Raw genomic sequence first — 17238 nt, 5'->3', positions numbered from 1 at the left:
CCCGGAAGCACTGCGTCGACGTTCAGTGACCCTTGAAGATGTCGAGCAATTGGCTTTGCATCTGCATCATGTCGTGGGTGTGCTTCATTTCCATCTGGGCCACGTTGTCCTGATACTCCATTTCCATCTGCATCATTTTTTGCTGAATGCCGATGGCTTGCGTGCGCTGCTCAGGCGTCAGCTTGTCCATCATCATGCTGTAGTTCGGCGGCATCAGATACATGCCGGCGTGCCCGATTCCCTGCGCCTGCGCGGAACCCGCGGCAAACGCAAGCGGCAACAGGCAGCACATCATGGCGGCTCGGATCGATTTCATGTCATCTCCAGTTTCAGGCCGGTGACCGCGCTTCGATAGCGGGCCACGCAGCGACGTTCAAACGCCTGGACGTACCGGGCAGCGGTCGATCCACTGCCCATGCCGTACCCGGCAATGCAACATCCGGGGCTGGCCGCCATGTACGATCGTCCGGATGTTTCGTGGACTTAGTCGCCGCCGCTGACTGGAAATGACGTACCTCGCAAAAAATTATTCGAAGGATGCTTCAGCTACGCGATGCCGCTCATCTCGCGGCATCCTTCTGTCGCAACGACTCCGGCAAGCCGTACAACACGATCAGCGCGCAAACCAGACTCATTGCACCGATCACGTAGAGCGCCGGCGTCGTGCTGCCGGTCAGATCCCGCACTCGTCCCACCATCACCGGACTCACGATGCCGCCAAGCTGTCCGAGCGTATTGATCAGCGCGATCCCGCCGGCCGCGCCGGCGCCGGTCACGAGCTTGGGCGGCAGCGCCCAGAACGCCGGGATCGACGCCACCACCCCCGCGCCCATCACCGCCAACGCAACGACCAGCAAAGCGGTCTGCTTATCGAAGTACCCCGCCGCAAAAAAGCCGATCGCCGACATCACCAGCAAGCCGCAAACGAACTTGCGCCGCTCGCCGCTCGTATCGGACAGGCGTCCGACGACCACCATGCAGATGGCGCCGCACACATAGGGCACCGCCGTCAGCAAGCCAATCACGGTGGGGTTGTGGGTCCCCGCCACGCGAATCAAATGCGGCGCCCAGAAGTTCAATCCGTACGACGCCACCTGAATCAGGAAATAGACCAGACCCAGCGTCAGAAAGCCCGGCGTTCTGATCGCACCGAGAAAAGAATGTCCGGTCTCGGGATGACGGCTTTGCTGCGCGATCTGCGCCGTCAGAAAAGACTTCTCCGTCGACGACAGCCAGTCGGCGTCGTCGATCCGGTCTTTCAGCACCTTCAACACGAGATACCCCAGCACGATGCACGGCAAGCCGCCGAGCAGAAACAACCAGTGCCAGCCCGGCATACCGAGCACGCCGTTCATATGCCCGATCACCAGACCCGCCAACGGCGCGCCGACCAGACCCGAAAACGCGGACGCCAGAAACAGCATCGACGTAATGCGCCCGCGATGACTCGGCGGAAACCACAGCGTCAGGTAATACAGCACGCCCGGCGCAAAACCCGCTTCCATCGCGCCGATCACAAACCGCAGTCCGTAGAACTGCCATTCGTTATTGACGAACACCATCGCGGCCGTCGCGAGGCCCCACGAGATCATGATCCGCGCGATCCAGCGCCGTGCGCCGACCTTGTACAGAAACAGATTGCTCGGCACTTCGAACAGCACATAGCCGATCACGAACAGACTCGCACCGAGACCGTACGCGGTGTCGGACAAACCGAGATCGCTTTGCAACTGGAACTTCGCGAAACTGATATTGATGCGGTCGAAGAACGCAAACAGATAGCAGATCATGATCAGCGGCATCAGCCGCCAGGCCACTTTGCGGATGATCGCCGCGGCGTCGTCCGCGTTGTGCTCACGGCTGCCGGCAGCCACTGCGCCCAGGTCGCTCATGCGTGTCTCCAATGCCGGATTCAGCGATGCCGTCCGGTCGTGTAGTCGGTTAGGGAATATCAGATGTGTAGAACGTAGTCCGGCACGGGATGCAGGTCGCGATTGCGGCCGGCCTTTGCCAGTTGTCCCGGCATATCGTGGCCGAGCAACGCAGGCAATCCGCGCGACAAGGTCAGCAACTTCTCCAGATCGATCCCGGTGGGAATGCCCATTTCGTCGCACAGGTTCACGAGATCTTCCGTGCAGATATTGCCGGACGCGCCCGGCGCGAACGGACAGCCGCCCAGGCCGCCTAACGCGGCGTCGAAGCGGCGCGCGCCGGCTTCGTATGCCGCCAGCACATTGGCGAGACCGAGACCACGTGTGTTGTGAAAGTGCAGCGTGAGCGCGGCGGCCGGCAAACGCTCGAGGACGCGCGTGACGATCCGCGCCACCTGGCGTGGATTCGCCATCCCGGTCGTATCCGCCAGCGTGACGCCTTCGATGCCCATCTCGCGATACGCGTCGACAATCGCGATCACGCGGTCTTCGTCGATCTTGCCTTCGAACGGACAACCGAACGCCGTCGCCACCGACGCATTCAGCAACACGCCCGAGCCCTTCACCTGCCGCACGATGTCGCCGAACGCCGCGAGCGACGATTCGCAACTCATGCGCATATTGGCGCGGTTGTGCGTCTGACTCGCCGACATCACCAGGTTCAACTCGTCGGCGCGCGAAGCCAGCGCGCGTTCGGCGCCCTTCAGATTCGGCACCAGCGCGACGTAGATCACGCCGGGCTGCCGCGCGATCTGCTGGAACACGGCCTCGCCGTCGCGCAACGCCGGAATCGCTTTCGGCGAGACGAACGAACCCGCTTCGATACGCGTGAAGCCCGTGGTGGACAGCGCGTCGATCAACGCGATCTTGTCGGCGGTCTCGACCCAGGTGGGCTCGATCTGCAAGCCGTCGCGCGGCGCCACTTCCTGCACGATCAGCGTGTCGAATGGGATGGCACTCATTGCACGACTCCTTCGCCGCGCAAACGCGCGATATCTTCGTTGCTGAATCCAAGCTGATTCAGGACGCTGCCGGTATGCTCGCCGAGCGCCGGCCCTTGCCAGCGCACTTCGCCGGGCGTATCCGACAGCTTCGGCACGATCCCCGGCATCTTCACCGTGACACCGCCGGGTAGTTGCGCCGGCAACAACATCTCGCGCGCCTGGTAGTGCGGATCGGCGACGATGTCTGCCACGGAATAGATGCGGCCCGCCGGCACTTCGGCACGTTCGAGCGCGGCCAGCACGTCCTCGGTGGCGTGGCACGAGGTCCACGCGGTGATGACCTGATCGAGCATCGCGCTGTGTTTCGCGCGGCCGTCGTTATGTGCCAGAGCGGGATCGTCGGCGAGATCGGCGCGGCCGATCAATTGCATCAGGCGCTTGAAAATCGGATCGCTGTTGCCGGCGATCACCACATAGCCTTCGTCTTCCGTGCGATAAGTGTTCGACGGCGCAATGCCCGGCAACGCGCCACCGCTGCGCTCGCGCACGTGTCCGAGCAGATCGTATTCGGGCACGAGGCTTTCCATCAGATTGAACACACTCTCGACCAGCGACACATCCACCACCTGACCTTCGCCTTGCCCCGTCTTCACGCGCAGCAGCGACATCAACGCGCCGATCACGCCGTGCAGCGAAGCGAGCGAATCGCCAAGACTGACGCCAACGCGCGCCGGCGCGCCGTCCACTTCGCCGGTCGTGTAGCGAATGCCGCCCATCGCTTCGCCGATCGCGCCGAAGCCCGGCCGGTCGCGATAAGGACCGGACTGGCCGTAGCCGGAAATGCGGACCATCGTCAGTTTTGGGTTGATTGCGTGCAGCACGTCCCAGCCGAGGCCGAGCTTTTCGAGCGCGCCGGGGCGGAGGTTTTCGATCACGACGTCGGCGTCGGCGGCGAGCCGTTTGACGATCTCGACACCGTCAGCCGACTTCAGATTCACGCAGATCGACTTTTTGTTGCGCGACTGCAGATACCACCAGAGCGAGGTGCCCTCGTGCAGCTTGCGCCATTTGCGAAGTGGGTCGCCGGTGTCGGGCGCTTCGATCTTGATGACGTCGGCGCCGAATTCCGCCATGAGGCGCGCGGCGAACGGCGCGGCGATGAGGGTTCCGATCTCGACGACGCGGATACCCTGAAGAGGTCCACCCATGTTGCTGTCTCCCAAGCGGGTTTCGTATTGGAAGAGAGCTTAGAAGCGGCGCGACGGCGGCGTCCAACCGCAATTCGCCAACGACCGTTCGCGAACGGCGAACGCTCGGCGTCAGACGGCGGCTGGCGGGGTGTTGGGGGGGGACTGGCTAGTCGAAGCCTCGGCGGCTTCGACCGAACGCAGATGGTCGAACAGCAGGCGGCTCACCGGCGACAACGCCTCGACGTCGCGCACCACCAGGATCAGGCTGCGTTCGGACCAGTCGTCTTCGAGCGGCGCGCCGATCAGACCGAGCGGGCGGCCCATCAGTTGATACACCTTGAGCGGCAAAACGCCCACGCCCATGCCCGCTTGCACCATGCGGCAGACCGCGTCGAAGCCCGGCACGTGGATGCGCAGCCGCAACGCCTTGCCCGCCTGACGCGCGGCCAGATGGGTGCGCGCGTTGATCGAACTCGCGGCGTGCAGGCCGACGTGATCGCCGTCCAGCGTTTCGGCGAAGGCCACACTGGCGCGTCCCGCCAGCGGATGATCGTCGCGCATCACGAGGATCAGCGAGTCGTGCCGATAGTGCGCGACGTGCAGATCGCGCGTATCGGCCTCGCCGGAACAGATGCCGAGATCCGCGAGGCTGTCGTCGACGGCTTCGACCACGCCGCCGCTCGGCCGCTCTTCCAGGTCGAGTTTGACGCGCTCATGCTGCAACTGGAACGCGCGCAAGTCTTCAGGCAGAAATTCGACGATCGCCGACAGGTTGGCCATCATCCGCACATAACCGCGCACGCCGCTTGCATGCCCGGCCAGTTCGATGCCGATATTCTCGATGTCGCGCATCACGCGACGCGCGTGGTGCAGCAGCGTTTCACCCGCCGGCGTCAGCGTCATGCCGCGCGCGTTGCGTTGAAACAGCGTCGCGCCGATCGTCTGTTCCAGTTCGAGCAGACGCTTGCTGGCGGCCGAGACGGCGATCGCTTCCCGCTCGGCCGCGCGCGTGAGCGTGCCTTCCTCGTAGACCGCGAGAAAGAGGTGGAGCGTGGTGAGGTCGAGCCTTCGCAGAAGATTTTTGATGGCCATAACGGGGCGCCGCGTGGTTGTGCGATCCGGCTATTCTGACGCCAGATGCGGAAACAGGTGCGATGTCCCTCCTGAAACACGCGCCACGCGGATGCGCGTGTGCGTGCCTGCGCGTGACCTCGGGGCATCAGTCGAATTACACTCTGCCACACGCGCAGTGCCCACCGCACAGCGCTGACCGCCGCGACTAGCGGATGCCGTCCATCGTCAAAGGAAGTCTTTCGATGTCTACCGTCGCGATCGCGATCTTTCCCGGCGTCCAGGCGCTCGACGTCGCCGGACCCGTCGACGTGTTTTCCGAAGCCAACCGCTTCATTGCGCCGGCCGCGCGCTACGAGGTCAAGCTGATCAGTGCCGAGGCGGCGCCGCTGCGCGCGTCCAACGGCATGACGCTCGTTGCCGATACAACCTTCGGCAAAGCGCGCCGCCCGTTCGATCTGGCGTTGATCGCTGGCGGCCCGGCGCTGCCGGACAGCGAGGCGCTAGATGAACGCTTGCTGGAATGGCTGACGACTGTCGCCGCGCAATGCGACCGTTACGGCTCGATCTGCACCGGCGCATTCGCGCTAGGCCATGCCGGCTTGCTCGACGAATGCAACGTCACCACGCACTGGCAGCACGCCGCGCAACTGGCGGCGCAGTTTCCGAAGGCGCGCGTCGACCTCGATCGCATCTATCTGCGCGATGGACCGCTCGTCACGTCCGCAGGCGTAACGGCCGGCATCGATCTGTCGCTCGCGTTGGTCGCCGAAGATCATGGTCCGCACACCGCGCTGGCCGTCGCCAAACGTCTGGTCGTGTTCGCCCAGCGCCAGGGCGGCCAGTCGCAATTCAGTCCGTATCTCACCGCGCCGGCCGACGAAACCTCGCCGGTCGCCAAGGTCCAGGCGCACGTCATGGAGCGGATTCGCGAGAGCTTCACGGTGAAGCAACTGGCGGATGTCGCGGGCATGAGCGCACGAAACTTCGCGCGCGTGTTCGTACAGGAGACGCAGGTGACACCGCACGAATTCGTCGAACGTGCACGTGTGGATGCGGCGCGCAAACTGCTCGAAAGCAGCGGCGTGGCGCTGAAGGCGATCGCCTACGACTGCGGTTTCGGCACGGCCGACCGGATGCGGATCGTCTTCACCAAACGAATCGGCGCGACGCCGATGCAGTATCGCGAGCGCTTCCGTTCCAGTTGAGCGCCTCGGTCGAACCCGGCGCCGAAGCCGCGCCGCTCAGCACGCATGAAACCCGCGTGAGAAAATAGCCGCCTCCCCAAGCCACCGATCTCAAGGAACGACATGACTCCCTCTTCTCCGATTCGCGCGATCGTCACCGGCCACACGCGCGGTCTGGGCGCCGCGCTCGCCGAGCAACTGCTCGCGCGCGACGTCGCGGTGCTGGGCCTGTCCCGCTCGCGTCATGCCACGCTCAAGGCGCGCTTTCCCACGCAGCTCGAAGAAATCGAATTGACGTTGGACGACCCCGCGCGCGTCGCGCAATGGATCGCGACCGACGCGCTGCATGCGTTTCTCAAGGGCGCGCAAACGGTGCTGCTGATCAACAACGCGGGCATGGTGCAGCCCATCGGACCGATCGAAGGACAGGACCCCGCGGCGATTGCCACCGCAGTGAGCCTGAACGTCGCCACGCCGTTGATGCTGGCGAGCGCGCTCGCCGCCGCCAGCCCCGACGCCGCCGACCGGCGCATCGTCCATATCTCGAGCGGCGCGGCACGCAATGCGTATCCTGGCTGGAGCATCTACTGCGCGACCAAGGCCGCACTCGATCATCACGCGCGCGCCGTCGCGCTCGACGCGAATCGCGCGTTGCGCATCTGCAGCCTGGCGCCGGGCGTGATCGATACGAATATGCAGGCGGAGATTCGCGGCAGCGGCACCGAGCAGTTCCCGCTGCGCGAAAAATTCGAAGACCTCAAGCGCAACGGTCAGCTTGCCACGCCGGAACAGTGCGCGACCCAGTTGCTGGATTACGCACTCGGCGACAGCTTCGGCGAAACGCCGGTGGCCGACATTCGCGAGATCGCGAAGCCGGTTTAACGCGCGCCGTCAGCGCTCCCGAAAACACTCACCTTTGAGCGGATTCGGGCGCCGCTAACGCCAGATCGCGGGCCAGATACACGCGTCACACGCCGGGCGCGACCATTGCGCCGCGCTCGGCCGCACCGATCTCGCCGTGCGGCACGAACACATAGCCGCGTCCCCACACCGTCTGCACGTAACGCGGTTCGGAAGGATCCATCTCGATCAGCCGACGCAATCGCCAGATCGACACATCGAGACTGCGCCCTTGATGCACCACACTACTGCCGCGTAGCTGCTCGTTGAGCTGCACGCGTGTGAGCACGGTCATCGCGTGATTGACGAAGATTTTCAGCAACGCGAACTCGGAACTACGCAGCGCGAAGCGCTCGTTATCGCGATGCAACTCGCGCGCGGAGAAGTTCAGCTCGCAGCGGCCGAAGCGATAAGGCGGCCGCGTTTCCGGCGCGCCTGGCGCGAGCGCGCCGCGCCGTCTTAGTAGCACGCGGATGCGGGCGAGCAGTTCGGCGGGATCGGCGGGCTTGCTCATGAAATCGTCGGCGCCCAGTTCGAGACCGATCACCCGATCGATCGCCTTGCTGCCCGCCGACAGCAGAATCACCGGCACGTCGTTACCGCTCAGGCGCAGGTCGCGCAACACCGCCAACCCATCGCCATGCGGCGCGGAGATGTCGAGCACCAGCAACGCCGGCCGCTCCATCTCGACCACGTGCTTGAGACCGACGACCGGTGGACGTGCGGACACCCCGCAGCCTTGCCCGCGCAACGATGCGCCTACCACGGCTGTCAAGCCGGCATCGGCGCCAACGAAAAGAATATGCTGACTCATCCAACTGATTCCAGGAGACGATCGTTTTTCAGAGACAGGGTCCGGCTTGCAGGTATAGCGAAGCCGCAGACTTTGTCGTCCGCGTCGCCATCTTCCCTGTATGCGGCTCATCTCAAAACGCGGAACAGCCCCCAAGGTTGGCAATTTCTTTCCAACTCTTTCAATCTGGAACGTGATATGGGATTGCGCGCGTGCCGCGCACCGACGGGCGGGACACGCTCCCGCAAATACTCACCTTTGATTCGGAGCGGTCGGGGTTAGGCGCAAGGTGCGGTTTGCCCAACTCCCGAAAACCCTCACCTTTCGAGCTTAGGGGCAGGGCGCAAAGGCATGCTGGGCGTGGCGCGGGAGGTGTCAAACCGACTACTCCCGCAAACCCTCACCTTTAGCGGTGCTGGGGTAATTTGCATACCCAGGTAAGAAACCACGACGGCAGTGGACCTGACGAAAGTGGGGCCGCGCCTTGTCAGGCCGGTGAGCGCGGTTCGATCTTGCCGCTCACCGCTTTCAATCCAAAGCTTGCGGCCAGCGAGAGCGCCGCGCATGCCGCCATGAAATACGCGGGCGCGACGACGTTGCCCGTCGACGAAATCAGCCACGTCGCGATCAACGGCGCCGTGCCGCTAAACACTGTGAAGCTGATGTTGAAGGTTAACGCGACGCCGCTGAACCGCACGCGCGTCGGGAACATGTCGGCGATGATGCAGGCGAACGTTCCGTTGGCGAGGCACGCGGCCACGCCCGCCAGCGCGAGCAGCAGCACGACGTCGACACTATGGCGGCTTGCCGCGAGATAGAAGGGGTAGCTCAACACCATCAGCAGCAACGAGCCCACGCGCAGCACATAGCGCCTCGGCAATTTATCGCCGAGCCAGCCGGACAACAGAATGCCCGTCGACACCACCGCAAGCCCGACGTTCTGGCCGATCGCCACGCGCCGCGGATCGTAGTGCAGCACCCGGTCGAGATAGGCTGGCATGTGCGCGAACAGCAAGCCGTTGAACGCGGCCACCACCGCCGTCGTGCCGATGCCGAGCAGCACCGGCTGCCAATGCTCACGCAACAGTTCCGACAGCGGATGTTTGGCCGCCAGATGCTTCATCTCTGCAAACGCAGGGGTTTCTTCGAGCTTGCGACGCAGCCAGAAACTCAACAGGCCGATCGCGCCGCCGAACAGAAACGCGATGCGCCAACCGTAGGCTGCGACATCGTCGCCGGTGAGCAGGCTATGCACCGACAGATTGACGGCCGCCGCCAGCAGCACGCCGGAATTCACGCAGAAAAACACGACGCCGCAGACAAAGCCCGCGCGCCGCGGCACCGTTTCGACCACATAGGTGATCGAGCCAGGCAGCTCGCCGCCCAGACAGAAGCCCTGCACCAGTCGCAGCAGGATCATCAGCAGGGTGGCGCCGATGCCCCAGGTCGCGTAAGTCGGCACGATACCCATGCCGATCGTGCACATCGACACGACGATCACCGACACGATGAACACGCGCCGGCGTCCGTACCGGTCGCCGAAATAGCTGAGCACGATGCCGCCGACGGGCCGTGCCAGATAGCCGATTGCAAACACCGCGAACGACAGCATCAAGCCGACGATCGGGTTCTGCATCGGAAAAAAAGCGCGGCCGATGAACTGCGCGAAGATGCCGTAGACGACGAAATCGTAGAACTCAAGCGCGCCGCCGAGACTCGCGAGCAGGATCATGCGCCACTGCGAGCGCGTGAGCCGCACCGGCATATCGTGCGACAGACTGGACGATTCAAAACTGGACATGCTTGTCTCCTGGGCAGCTTTGCAGGGCGTGCCGCCCTGTTCGCCGCTTTGGCGTTGAGTTATTTTTTCGACCCGCGCCCGCTCACCCTTCTCCCATGGACTGCTTGAGCAGAACGCGGACGATCTGCGAAATGTCCTCGTCGCCGAGTCCTTGCTCCATGGCTTCCTGCAATAGCTTGCGCACTTCGCCGACTGCCCGCAGCGGCGCATGCGACTCGCGCGCCAACTCGGCGACCGCGTCGAGATCCTTCAACATGGTCCTGATCGTGCCCGACGGATTCGACGGCGGCGTGAGCATGCGCGGCAGCAAGGTTTGCAGCAGCACCGAATCGGCCCAACCGCCGCCCAACGCGGCGGGCATCGACGCGGCGTCGATACCCGTGCGTTGTGCGAGCACGCAGGCTTCGGCAATCCCCGCAATGGTCGTCACGACGATCGCCTGATTGGCGAGTTTGGTCGCTTGTCCGGCACCGCTCGCGCCCATGCGCGTCACACGCGACGCATAAGCACGCAACAGCGGTTCGACCGCAGCGATCTCCGGCGCGCCGCCACCGCAGAAGATCGCGAGCGTGCCCGCCGCGGCGCCTGCCGTGCCGCCCGACACGGGCGCGTCGATCCACGCACCGCCGCTCATCTCATGCCAGCGCTGCGCGAAGTGGCGCGCCTGCCTGGGTGCGAGGGTCGAGTGGTCGATCAGAAAGCGCGGCGCGTTGACCGCCCGCGCGAGTCCTTCAGCGCCGAACACGACGTCTTCGACAGCGTCGGCGTCGCCGAGGCACAGCATCACGACGTCGCTGTGCGCGGCCAACTGCCTGGGCGATTCATCGACTACCGCGCCATGCGCCTCAAGCTGCGCCAACTTCGCCGACGAACGGTTCCACACCCGCAACGCATGGCCGGCCGCAAGCAGCCGCCAGGCCATCGGCTCGCCCATCTTGCCGATTCCGCAGAAGCCGACGCGCGGCGTCGCAGGCAAATCGCCATGACTCATGCCTCCTCCTCGCCGATCGACGCCTCATACGGCCACTCGACCGCGCCCGAATGGGTCACCGCGCCGAGATTCGCCGGCCGCACCAGCGCTTCGTATTTCTCCAGCACACCGCCCAGACGCCCCCGCGTGAACGGCACCGCCTCCGCGCCACGGCGCGCGAGTTCCGCTTCGCTCAGCTCGACGTCGAGCGTGCCCTTGTGGGCATCGATATGAATCCGGTCGCCGTCTTTCAGCAAACGAATCGGGCCGCCCGCCGCGGCCTCCGGTCCGACATAGCCGATACACATGCCGCGTGTCGCGCCGGAAAAACGACCGTCGGTCAGCAACGCGACTTTCTCGCCCATGCCTTGCCCGTAGAGGGCTGCCGTCACGCTGAGCATCTCGCGCATGCCGGGACCGCCCTTCGGCCCTTCGTTGCGGATCACCAGGACGTCGCCTTCCTGATAGGTGCGCTTCGAGACGACCGACATGCACGCTTCTTCGGTTTCGAACACGCGCGCGGTGCCGCTGAAGACCAGCGACTTCAACCCCGCGGTCTTCAGACAGGCACCATCAGGCGCGAGGTTGCCGCGCAGGACAACCAGCCCCGCGTTCTCACTCAACGGCTCGTTATGCGCGCGCACGACGCGACCATCCGGACCCGCGAACGCTTGCAACGCGACTTCGAGCGTTTCGCCGGTTTGCGTCAGCGTATCGCCGTGCAGATAACCGCCGGCAAGCAACGCATTCAACACAGCCGGCACGCCGCCCACGTGGTAGAGATCGAGCGCCAGATACTGCCCGCCCGGCTGGAGATCGCCGATCAACGGCGTGCGCGCGAGCACCTCGGAGACGTCGTCGAGCGTGAAGCGGATGCCCGCCTCATGCGCGATCGCCGGAATATGCAGCGCGGCGTTGGTCGAGCCGCCGGTCGCCGCGACCGCGGCGCACGCGTTCTCCAGACTCTTACGCGTGACCAGATCGCGCGGCAGCGGACCGCCGTGCTTCAGCATGTTCATCACCGTTTCGCCGGCGCGGCGCGCAATCGCAATGCGCTCGCTATACACGGCCGGGACCATTGCCGAACCGAGCGGCGCGAGACCGAGCGTTTCGGCCACCATCGCCATCGTGTTCGCGGTGAACTGGCCAGGACACGAACCCGCGCCCGGCGTGCAGCGCTTTTCAATACCGCGTAGCGTCTCGAGCGACATGTCGCCGCGTTGCGCGGCGCCGACGGCTTCGATCGCGGTCAGGATCGTGGCCTGTGTGCCGTCCGGCGCAATGCCCGGCAACATCGCGCCGCCGAACAGAAACACACCCGGCACGTTCACCCGCACCATGCCCATCAAAATGCCGGGCAGCGTCTTGTCGCAACCGGCCACGCCGACGAACGCGTCATAGCAATGCGCGCGCACGAACACCTCGACGCTGTCCGCAATGATCTCGCGCGACACAAGGCTAAAGCGCATGCCGGAGTGATTCATCGACGTCCCGTCCGACACCGAAATCGCCGAGCCGCGAATCGGCACGCCGCCGCCCGCCGCCACGCCGAGCCGCACGTTGTCGGAGACCGCCGCGAGCGACATCGAGCACGGTGTGTTTTCGCCGAACGTATCGACGATCGCGACGAACGGTTTATCGATTGCGGCGTCGTCCATGCCGGTCGCGCGCAGGAACGCGCGATGCGGCGTGCGCGTGATGCCTTCGGTCACGGTACGCGAGCGGTGTTTGTGGAGATTGCTCATGGTGGGTCCTGTGCATGTATGGGGCGGTGCGTTGGGCGGTGCGTTGGGCGAGTGGCGTCGTCGCTTCAACCGTTCAACAGCAAGCCGTTCTCCGCGGCGATCACCTGGCCGGTCATCGCCGGCGCATGCGCGGCGATGAACCACGCAAGGTCCGCGATCTCGCCGGGCTGCGACACGCGCTTGAGCGGTGCGACCTCGGTCATGCTGTCGACAATTTTCGCGTACGCCGCTTCACCGAGCACGCGGCGCGGCAAGCCGTCGTCCACCATGCCTGGGGCCAGCGCATTCACGCGAATATGCGGCGCCAGATTGCGGGCCAACGAGAGCGTCAGCGTGTTGACGGCGCCCTTCGAAGCCGCATAGGCGATGGAAGACCCCGTGCCGTTCAACGAGGCCAGCGACGAGATATTGATCACCGAACTGCTGTGCGACGGTGTCGACGATTCACGCAGCACGGGCACCGCGGCGCGCGTCATCTGAAACATGCCGATCAGGTTCACGCGATACACCCGCTCGAACTCCATATCGTCGACGGAAGCGAGATCGCCGTGCGGGATAAAGCGCGTCGTCCCCGCGCAGTTGATCAGCGCGTCGATACGCTGCCATTGCTTCGCCACCTTATTCACGGCCTTCACACACGCAGCGTCGGAGCCGACGTCGGCGTCGAAGATCAGCGTCTCGGCGCCGAGCCGCCGGCATTGTGCTTCGACGGCCAAGGCCGCTTCACGCGTACTGTCGTCGAAATTGCCGAGCGCCACCGCCCAGCCGGCGCCCGCGAAGCGCAGCGCGGTCGCCGCGCCGATACCGGTCGCGGCACCCGTGACCATACAAACCTGATGCGTCATCCTGCTCTCCTCATGCTGTCCTGCGCGTGGCCGGCATGGCCAGCACGATCACCGCAGCCAGCACCAGCGCGCAGGCGAGCACGATCATGCCGGGCAGCAAGGTGCCGGTCGCGTCTTTCAGAAATCCAATCACATACGGGCTCACGAAACCCGCCAGATTGCCGGTGCAGTTGATCACCGCGATCGCCGCCGCCGCGCCCACGCCGCCCATCAGCGCGGTCGGAATGCCCCAGAACACCGGCGCAATCGAATTGATGCCGATGGCCGCGACCACCAGCGCCACCATGGAAAGCCACACGTGCTGGCCGAGCAGCACCGACGCCAGCATGCCGGCCGCGCCGAGCACCGCGCACACCGCGACGTGGATGCGCCGCTCGTCGTGTTGATCGGCGTGACGCGCGATCAGGATCATCGCGACCGCGCTGATCAGCGACGGCACCGCCGACAACAGGCCGATGTTCGCCACGCTGACGACGCCGCTGGCGCGGATCATCGTCGGTAGCCAGAACACGAGGCCGTAGTTGCCCATCGCAATGCAGAAGTACAACAGCCCGAGCAGCCACACTTTCGGATTGGTAAACGCGCCGCGCACCGTTTGATGCGCACGGGTCTGCGCATCGGCGTCGAGATCGCGCGCAAGAAGCGCTTTCTCGTCTTTGGAGAGCCAGCTCACCGACTCGATACGGTCGTGCAGCACGAAGAACGCCACGACGCCGACCACGAGCGAGGCGATCCCTTCTATCAGGAACAGCCACTTCCAGCCGGCCAATCCCTGCACGCCCGCAAGGTGCTGCATGATCCAGCCCGACACCGGACCGCCAATCGCACCCGACACCGGAATCGCCGCCATGAAGAGCGCAATGATCTGCGAGCGCCGGTTCGACGGGAACCAGGTGGACAGATACAGCACGATGCCCGGAAAGAAACCGGCTTCGGCCACGCCGAGCAGGAAGCGCAGCACATAGAACGAGGTGGCGCCGCTCGCGAACATCGTCAGACACGACACGATCGACCACGTCACCATGATTCGCGCGATCCAGAGCCGCGCGCCGACGCGATGCAGGATCAGATTGCTCGGCACTTCGAAGATGAAATAGCCGAGGAAGAAAATGCCCGCGCCCGCGCCATACACGGTCTCGCTTAACGAGAGATCGGTGAGCATCTGCAATTTAGCGAAGCTGACGTTCACACGATCGATATACGCGACGATGAACGCGAGAAACAGAAACGGCACGATGCGCCACGCGAGCTTGCGATAGAGCGCCGCGCGTTCCGCGGATTCGACGGGTTCGCCGGTTCCGCCGGTTTCTGTTGGCAAGGCGGGCCGCGCGGCGCCGCCGTAAAGGGGGGTGCTCATGCAATGTCTCCTTCCGCACGCTTGGTGGCGCGCTGTGGTCGCGGCGTGCGGTGCATGAAGCGACTCCGGTTATACCCTGAGTCAGGTGGCCGACGCGTAGCTGCTATGCTCGTCTCACCCGTTTCACGCCCAACCGTCCCGCCGATAGTGAAGCGTAGCCGGGTTGCGCACCGCGCTGCAAATCACCGTTTCGGCGCGGGTTATTACCGTTTAGTTATGTTCATGAGGCAATCTGGGTGGCAACCCCTGAAAACGACGCAATCGACCGCTTCTTTCGCAGCGGTCTGAAACTGCCGCATCTGCGCATACTGGTGAGTCTCGCCGACCTCGGTCAGGTCACGCGCGTGGCGGCCGCGTTTCACGTGACGCAACCGGCCATCTCGAAGCAGATCGGCGAAATCGAGGAAGCGCTCGGCGTGCCCGTCGCGAGGCGCGTGGGCAATGCGGTCGAGCTGACCGGCATCGGCAAGGTGATGGCCGCGCGCGGGCGCGAGATTCTGCGGCATATCGAACTGGCGCGCCGCGACGTCAGCGCGTTGACCACGGGTACGGCCGGTCACGTACGCTTCGGCGCCGTCACGACAATTCCGCAGCCGCTGATCGCACACGCGGTCGAACTATTCATGCGGCGTGCGCCGACCGCGACCCTGTCGTTCGTCGAAACGACGCTCGACAAGCTGGTCAAAATGCTCGACGAAGGCGAGCTCGATCTCGCCTTAGGACGCAATCGCATCGCCGACAATCAGGACGTGCTGAGCCAGCAGACGCTGCATCGCGAGCCGTTCGTGTTCGTGGTGGGCGCGAGCCATCCGCTCGGCAAGGTCGACCTGCCGGTGAGCTGGAACGACCTGCGCCCGCTGCGCTGGATCACGCCGTTGCGCGGCTCGCCGGCCTTTGCGACGCTCGTCGAAGCGCTCGCCGCGCAGGGCATCGCGCTCGATCGCGGCGCGCTCGAATCCAGTTCGCTAACGTTGAATCTATCGCTGCTGATTCGCGGCGACTTCGTGTCGATCCTGCCGCTCTCGGTCGCGCGTCATCACGTGAGCCGTGGACGGATGCGCGTGCTGCCGCTCGCGCCCCTCGAACCGCTGGGTGAAGTGGTGCTGGTGTGGCGCGCGGATACGTCGGCGCCGGCAGCGGATCTGTTCAGCGACTGCTTGCGGGAATCGTCGTCGGAATTGCTGACAGGTGAGGCGGAATGACGTGATGGACTCACGGATAGCCCGACGCGCGTCGGCTCCCGAATATCCTCACCTTTGACCGCGATGAAGACATTCGGCAGCCCGGCCGCCATCACGACGGCCGGTGCGTTCATGCAAACAATCAGAACTTGTGACGGATGCCGATCACCGCCAACTCCTGGCTGTTGGTCCCCGAGTTGACACCGAAACTGCCGATCGACGCCTGTGCGTTCACCACCTTGCCGCTCGCATTCAACGTGTTGCCGCTCGCCTTCTGGTAGCCCGCCAGCGCATACAGATCGGTGCGCTTGGACAGCGCGTAATCCGCACCGAGGTTGACCTGGTTGTAATGCGCCGAGCTTGGACCCGTCAGCGACGTGTAGTTGTAGCCGACACCCGTGCGCAACGCCGGCGTGATCTGATAGTTGAAGAACACCGAGCCGTTGTTGAACTTCGCCGTGCTGTGGTACGCGGAGAACGCGTCGGTCGCGTACTGCGTGTTCGAATACGCAAGACCGACCGTTGCCGCGCCGATCACGTACTGTCCACCCACCCGCACGATCTGAATCGACTTCGCGCTCGCAAAGCCCGAGTTGATGACCGTGTTGAACAGCGTGTCGGAGCTGCTGGTCCACGTCCGCACGTTGCCCGTCGTCGTATTGCCGCCGTTGGCATAGAAGTAACCGGCGCCCAGCGACAGCGGACCGTTCGCATAGGCCGCGCCGAAGCTGTAGGTCTGACCGTTGCCGCTTGCGCCGGCCACGCCGCCCACGCCATACAGTGCCTCGACCTGGAAGCCGGCGAACAGCGGGCTCACGTACTTGACCGAGTTGCTCACGCGCAGGCTGTTGTCGTAGTTATCGAGGTCACCCGGCGAGGCGAAGGTGCCGCCGAAGTAGTTGTCTTCCGTGAGGCCTTGAACCAGATCGACGATCGGATCGTATTGGCGTCCCAGCGTGACCGTGCCCCACGTGCTGCTCGACAGACCGACCACCGACTTGCGGCCGAATTCGCGGCTGCCCTGACCCAGCGTGCCCGTGCCGAGGTTGTAGCCGTTCTCGATCTGGAATACCGCGGCGAGACCGCCGCCCAGGTCTTCGGTGCCCTTGAGGCCCCAGCGGCTGCCGGAGACGTTGCCGCTACTGAACTTCACCAGCGACGACTGATTCTGGCCGTTCGCACCTTGTGCGTTGTGGACGTAAGCGATGCCGGCATCGGCGATACCGTACAGCGTGACGCTGCTTTGCGCCTGAGCGCCGGCTGCCAGAAGGAGACCGGCGGGCAATGCGAGGAGAGAAAGACGCTTCATGATTCGTGTTCCCG

At 64.5% G+C, this 17238-nt stretch carries 15 protein-coding genes; 3 read left to right on the top strand and 12 right to left on the bottom strand.

What is annotated here, in order from left to right; genetic code table 11:
• Positions 1–22: 22 nt before the first annotated feature.
• The 5 genes from FA94_RS35240 to FA94_RS35220 form a co-directional block, all read right to left on the bottom strand.
• The gene (locus FA94_RS35240) at positions 23–316 is read right to left on the bottom strand and encodes a hypothetical protein (RefSeq protein WP_035560715.1); all 294 of its coding nucleotides are present in this window, start codon (positions 314–316) and stop codon (positions 23–25) included.
• Between the two features lie 244 nt (positions 317–560).
• A complete protein-coding gene (locus FA94_RS35235) occupies positions 561–1892 on the bottom strand; it encodes an MFS transporter (RefSeq protein ID WP_035560711.1) in 1332 nt (443 codons plus the stop codon).
• A 59-nt stretch (positions 1893–1951) separates the two neighbouring features.
• Positions 1952–2893 (bottom strand): hydroxymethylglutaryl-CoA lyase, encoded by a 942-nt coding sequence (locus tag FA94_RS35230; protein WP_035560708.1) that lies wholly within the window; start codon positions 2891–2893, stop codon positions 1952–1954.
• A complete protein-coding gene (locus tag FA94_RS35225) occupies positions 2890–4083 on the bottom strand; it encodes a CaiB/BaiF CoA transferase family protein (protein WP_035560705.1) in 1194 nt (397 codons plus the stop codon). The genes FA94_RS35230 and FA94_RS35225 overlap by 4 nt, the downstream gene beginning before the upstream one ends.
• A gap of 111 nt (positions 4084–4194) precedes the next feature.
• Positions 4195–5157 (bottom strand): LysR family transcriptional regulator, encoded by a 963-nt coding sequence (locus FA94_RS35220; RefSeq protein ID WP_035560702.1) that lies wholly within the window; start codon positions 5155–5157, stop codon positions 4195–4197.
• Between the two features lie 224 nt (positions 5158–5381).
• Between FA94_RS35220 and FA94_RS35215 the strand changes: the two genes are divergently transcribed.
• Entirely contained in the window at positions 5382–6344 is a 963-nt protein-coding gene (locus FA94_RS35215; RefSeq protein WP_035560699.1) for a GlxA family transcriptional regulator, read from the top strand.
• 102 nt (positions 6345–6446) lie between these two features.
• Positions 6447–7205 (top strand): SDR family oxidoreductase, encoded by a 759-nt coding sequence (locus FA94_RS35210; protein ID WP_035560697.1) that lies wholly within the window; start codon positions 6447–6449, stop codon positions 7203–7205.
• Between the two features lie 85 nt (positions 7206–7290).
• Here the strand turns inward: FA94_RS35210 and FA94_RS35205 are convergent, their stop codons facing one another.
• From FA94_RS35205 to FA94_RS35180, 6 genes are all read right to left on the bottom strand, one after another.
• Positions 7291–8037 (bottom strand): winged helix-turn-helix domain-containing protein, encoded by a 747-nt coding sequence (locus FA94_RS35205; RefSeq protein WP_035560694.1) that lies wholly within the window; start codon positions 8035–8037, stop codon positions 7291–7293.
• A 466-nt stretch (positions 8038–8503) separates the two neighbouring features.
• On the bottom strand, positions 8504–9817 hold the full coding sequence (locus tag FA94_RS35200) for an MFS transporter (protein ID WP_035560691.1): 1314 nt from the start codon (positions 9815–9817) through the stop codon (positions 8504–8506).
• An 82-nt stretch (positions 9818–9899) separates the two neighbouring features.
• Positions 9900–10808, bottom strand: coding sequence for an NAD(P)-dependent oxidoreductase (locus tag FA94_RS35195; protein WP_035560688.1), 909 nt, complete (start codon positions 10806–10808; stop codon positions 9900–9902).
• The gene (ilvD, locus tag FA94_RS35190; protein ID WP_035560687.1) at positions 10805–12532 is read right to left on the bottom strand and encodes a dihydroxy-acid dehydratase; all 1728 of its coding nucleotides are present in this window, start codon (positions 12530–12532) and stop codon (positions 10805–10807) included. The genes FA94_RS35195 and ilvD overlap by 4 nt, the downstream gene beginning before the upstream one ends.
• 65 nt (positions 12533–12597) lie before the next feature.
• Positions 12598–13377: an SDR family NAD(P)-dependent oxidoreductase gene (locus FA94_RS35185; RefSeq protein WP_035560685.1), complete on the bottom strand. Its 780-nt coding sequence runs from the start codon at positions 13375–13377 to the stop codon at positions 12598–12600.
• 10 nt (positions 13378–13387) lie between these two features.
• Positions 13388–14734 carry an MFS transporter gene (locus FA94_RS35180; protein WP_035560682.1) on the bottom strand — a complete coding sequence of 449 codons (1347 nt, stop codon included), beginning with the start codon at positions 14732–14734 and terminating at the stop codon, positions 13388–13390.
• A 236-nt stretch (positions 14735–14970) separates the two neighbouring features.
• On the opposite strand from FA94_RS35180, the gene FA94_RS35175 reads away from it, so the two are divergent.
• Positions 14971–15936, top strand: a complete 966-nt coding sequence (locus tag FA94_RS35175) for a LysR family transcriptional regulator (protein WP_408306612.1) — start codon at positions 14971–14973, stop codon at positions 15934–15936.
• Between the two features lie 121 nt (positions 15937–16057).
• Here FA94_RS35175 and FA94_RS35170 read toward each other — a convergent pair whose 3' ends face one another.
• The gene (locus tag FA94_RS35170; protein ID WP_035560675.1) at positions 16058–17224 is read right to left on the bottom strand and encodes a porin; all 1167 of its coding nucleotides are present in this window, start codon (positions 17222–17224) and stop codon (positions 16058–16060) included.
• Positions 17225–17238: the final 14 nt, after the last annotated feature.

The organism is Burkholderia sp. 9120 (assembly GCF_000745015.1).
In the GTDB taxonomy this organism is placed as follows: Bacteria; Pseudomonadota; Gammaproteobacteria; order Burkholderiales; family Burkholderiaceae; genus Paraburkholderia.
Note: the sequence above shows the minus strand (reverse complement) of the source record. Positions and strands in the feature narration are given on the sequence as shown.

Coding starts and splice junctions, on each gene's coding strand:
- FA94_RS35205 (WP_035560694.1), bottom strand. CDS start 8,037: ATGAGTCAGCATATTCTTTTCGTTGGCGCCGATGCCGGCTTGACAGCC.
- FA94_RS35225 (WP_035560705.1), bottom strand. CDS start 4,083: ATGGGTGGACCTCTTCAGGGTATCCGCGTCGTCGAGATCGGAACCCTC.
- FA94_RS35170 (WP_035560675.1), bottom strand. CDS start 17,224: ATGAAGCGTCTTTCTCTCCTCGCATTGCCCGCCGGTCTCCTTCTGGCA.
- FA94_RS35220 (WP_035560702.1), bottom strand. CDS start 5,157: ATGGCCATCAAAAATCTTCTGCGAAGGCTCGACCTCACCACGCTCCAC.
- FA94_RS35240 (WP_035560715.1), bottom strand. CDS start 316: ATGAAATCGATCCGAGCCGCCATGATGTGCTGCCTGTTGCCGCTTGCG.
- FA94_RS35200 (WP_035560691.1), bottom strand. CDS start 9,817: ATGTCCAGTTTTGAATCGTCCAGTCTGTCGCACGATATGCCGGTGCGG.
- FA94_RS35230 (WP_035560708.1), bottom strand. CDS start 2,893: ATGAGTGCCATCCCATTCGACACGCTGATCGTGCAGGAAGTGGCGCCG.
- FA94_RS35195 (WP_035560688.1), bottom strand. CDS start 10,808: ATGAGTCATGGCGATTTGCCTGCGACGCCGCGCGTCGGCTTCTGCGGA.
- ilvD (WP_035560687.1), bottom strand. CDS start 12,532: ATGAGCAATCTCCACAAACACCGCTCGCGTACCGTGACCGAAGGCATC.
- FA94_RS35180 (WP_035560682.1), bottom strand. CDS start 14,734: ATGAGCACCCCCCTTTACGGCGGCGCCGCGCGGCCCGCCTTGCCAACA.
- FA94_RS35235 (WP_035560711.1), bottom strand. CDS start 1,892: ATGAGCGACCTGGGCGCAGTGGCTGCCGGCAGCCGTGAGCACAACGCG.
- FA94_RS35210 (WP_035560697.1), top strand. CDS start 6,447: ATGACTCCCTCTTCTCCGATTCGCGCGATCGTCACCGGCCACACGCGC.
- FA94_RS35215 (WP_035560699.1), top strand. CDS start 5,382: ATGTCTACCGTCGCGATCGCGATCTTTCCCGGCGTCCAGGCGCTCGAC.
- FA94_RS35185 (WP_035560685.1), bottom strand. CDS start 13,377: ATGACGCATCAGGTTTGTATGGTCACGGGTGCCGCGACCGGTATCGGC.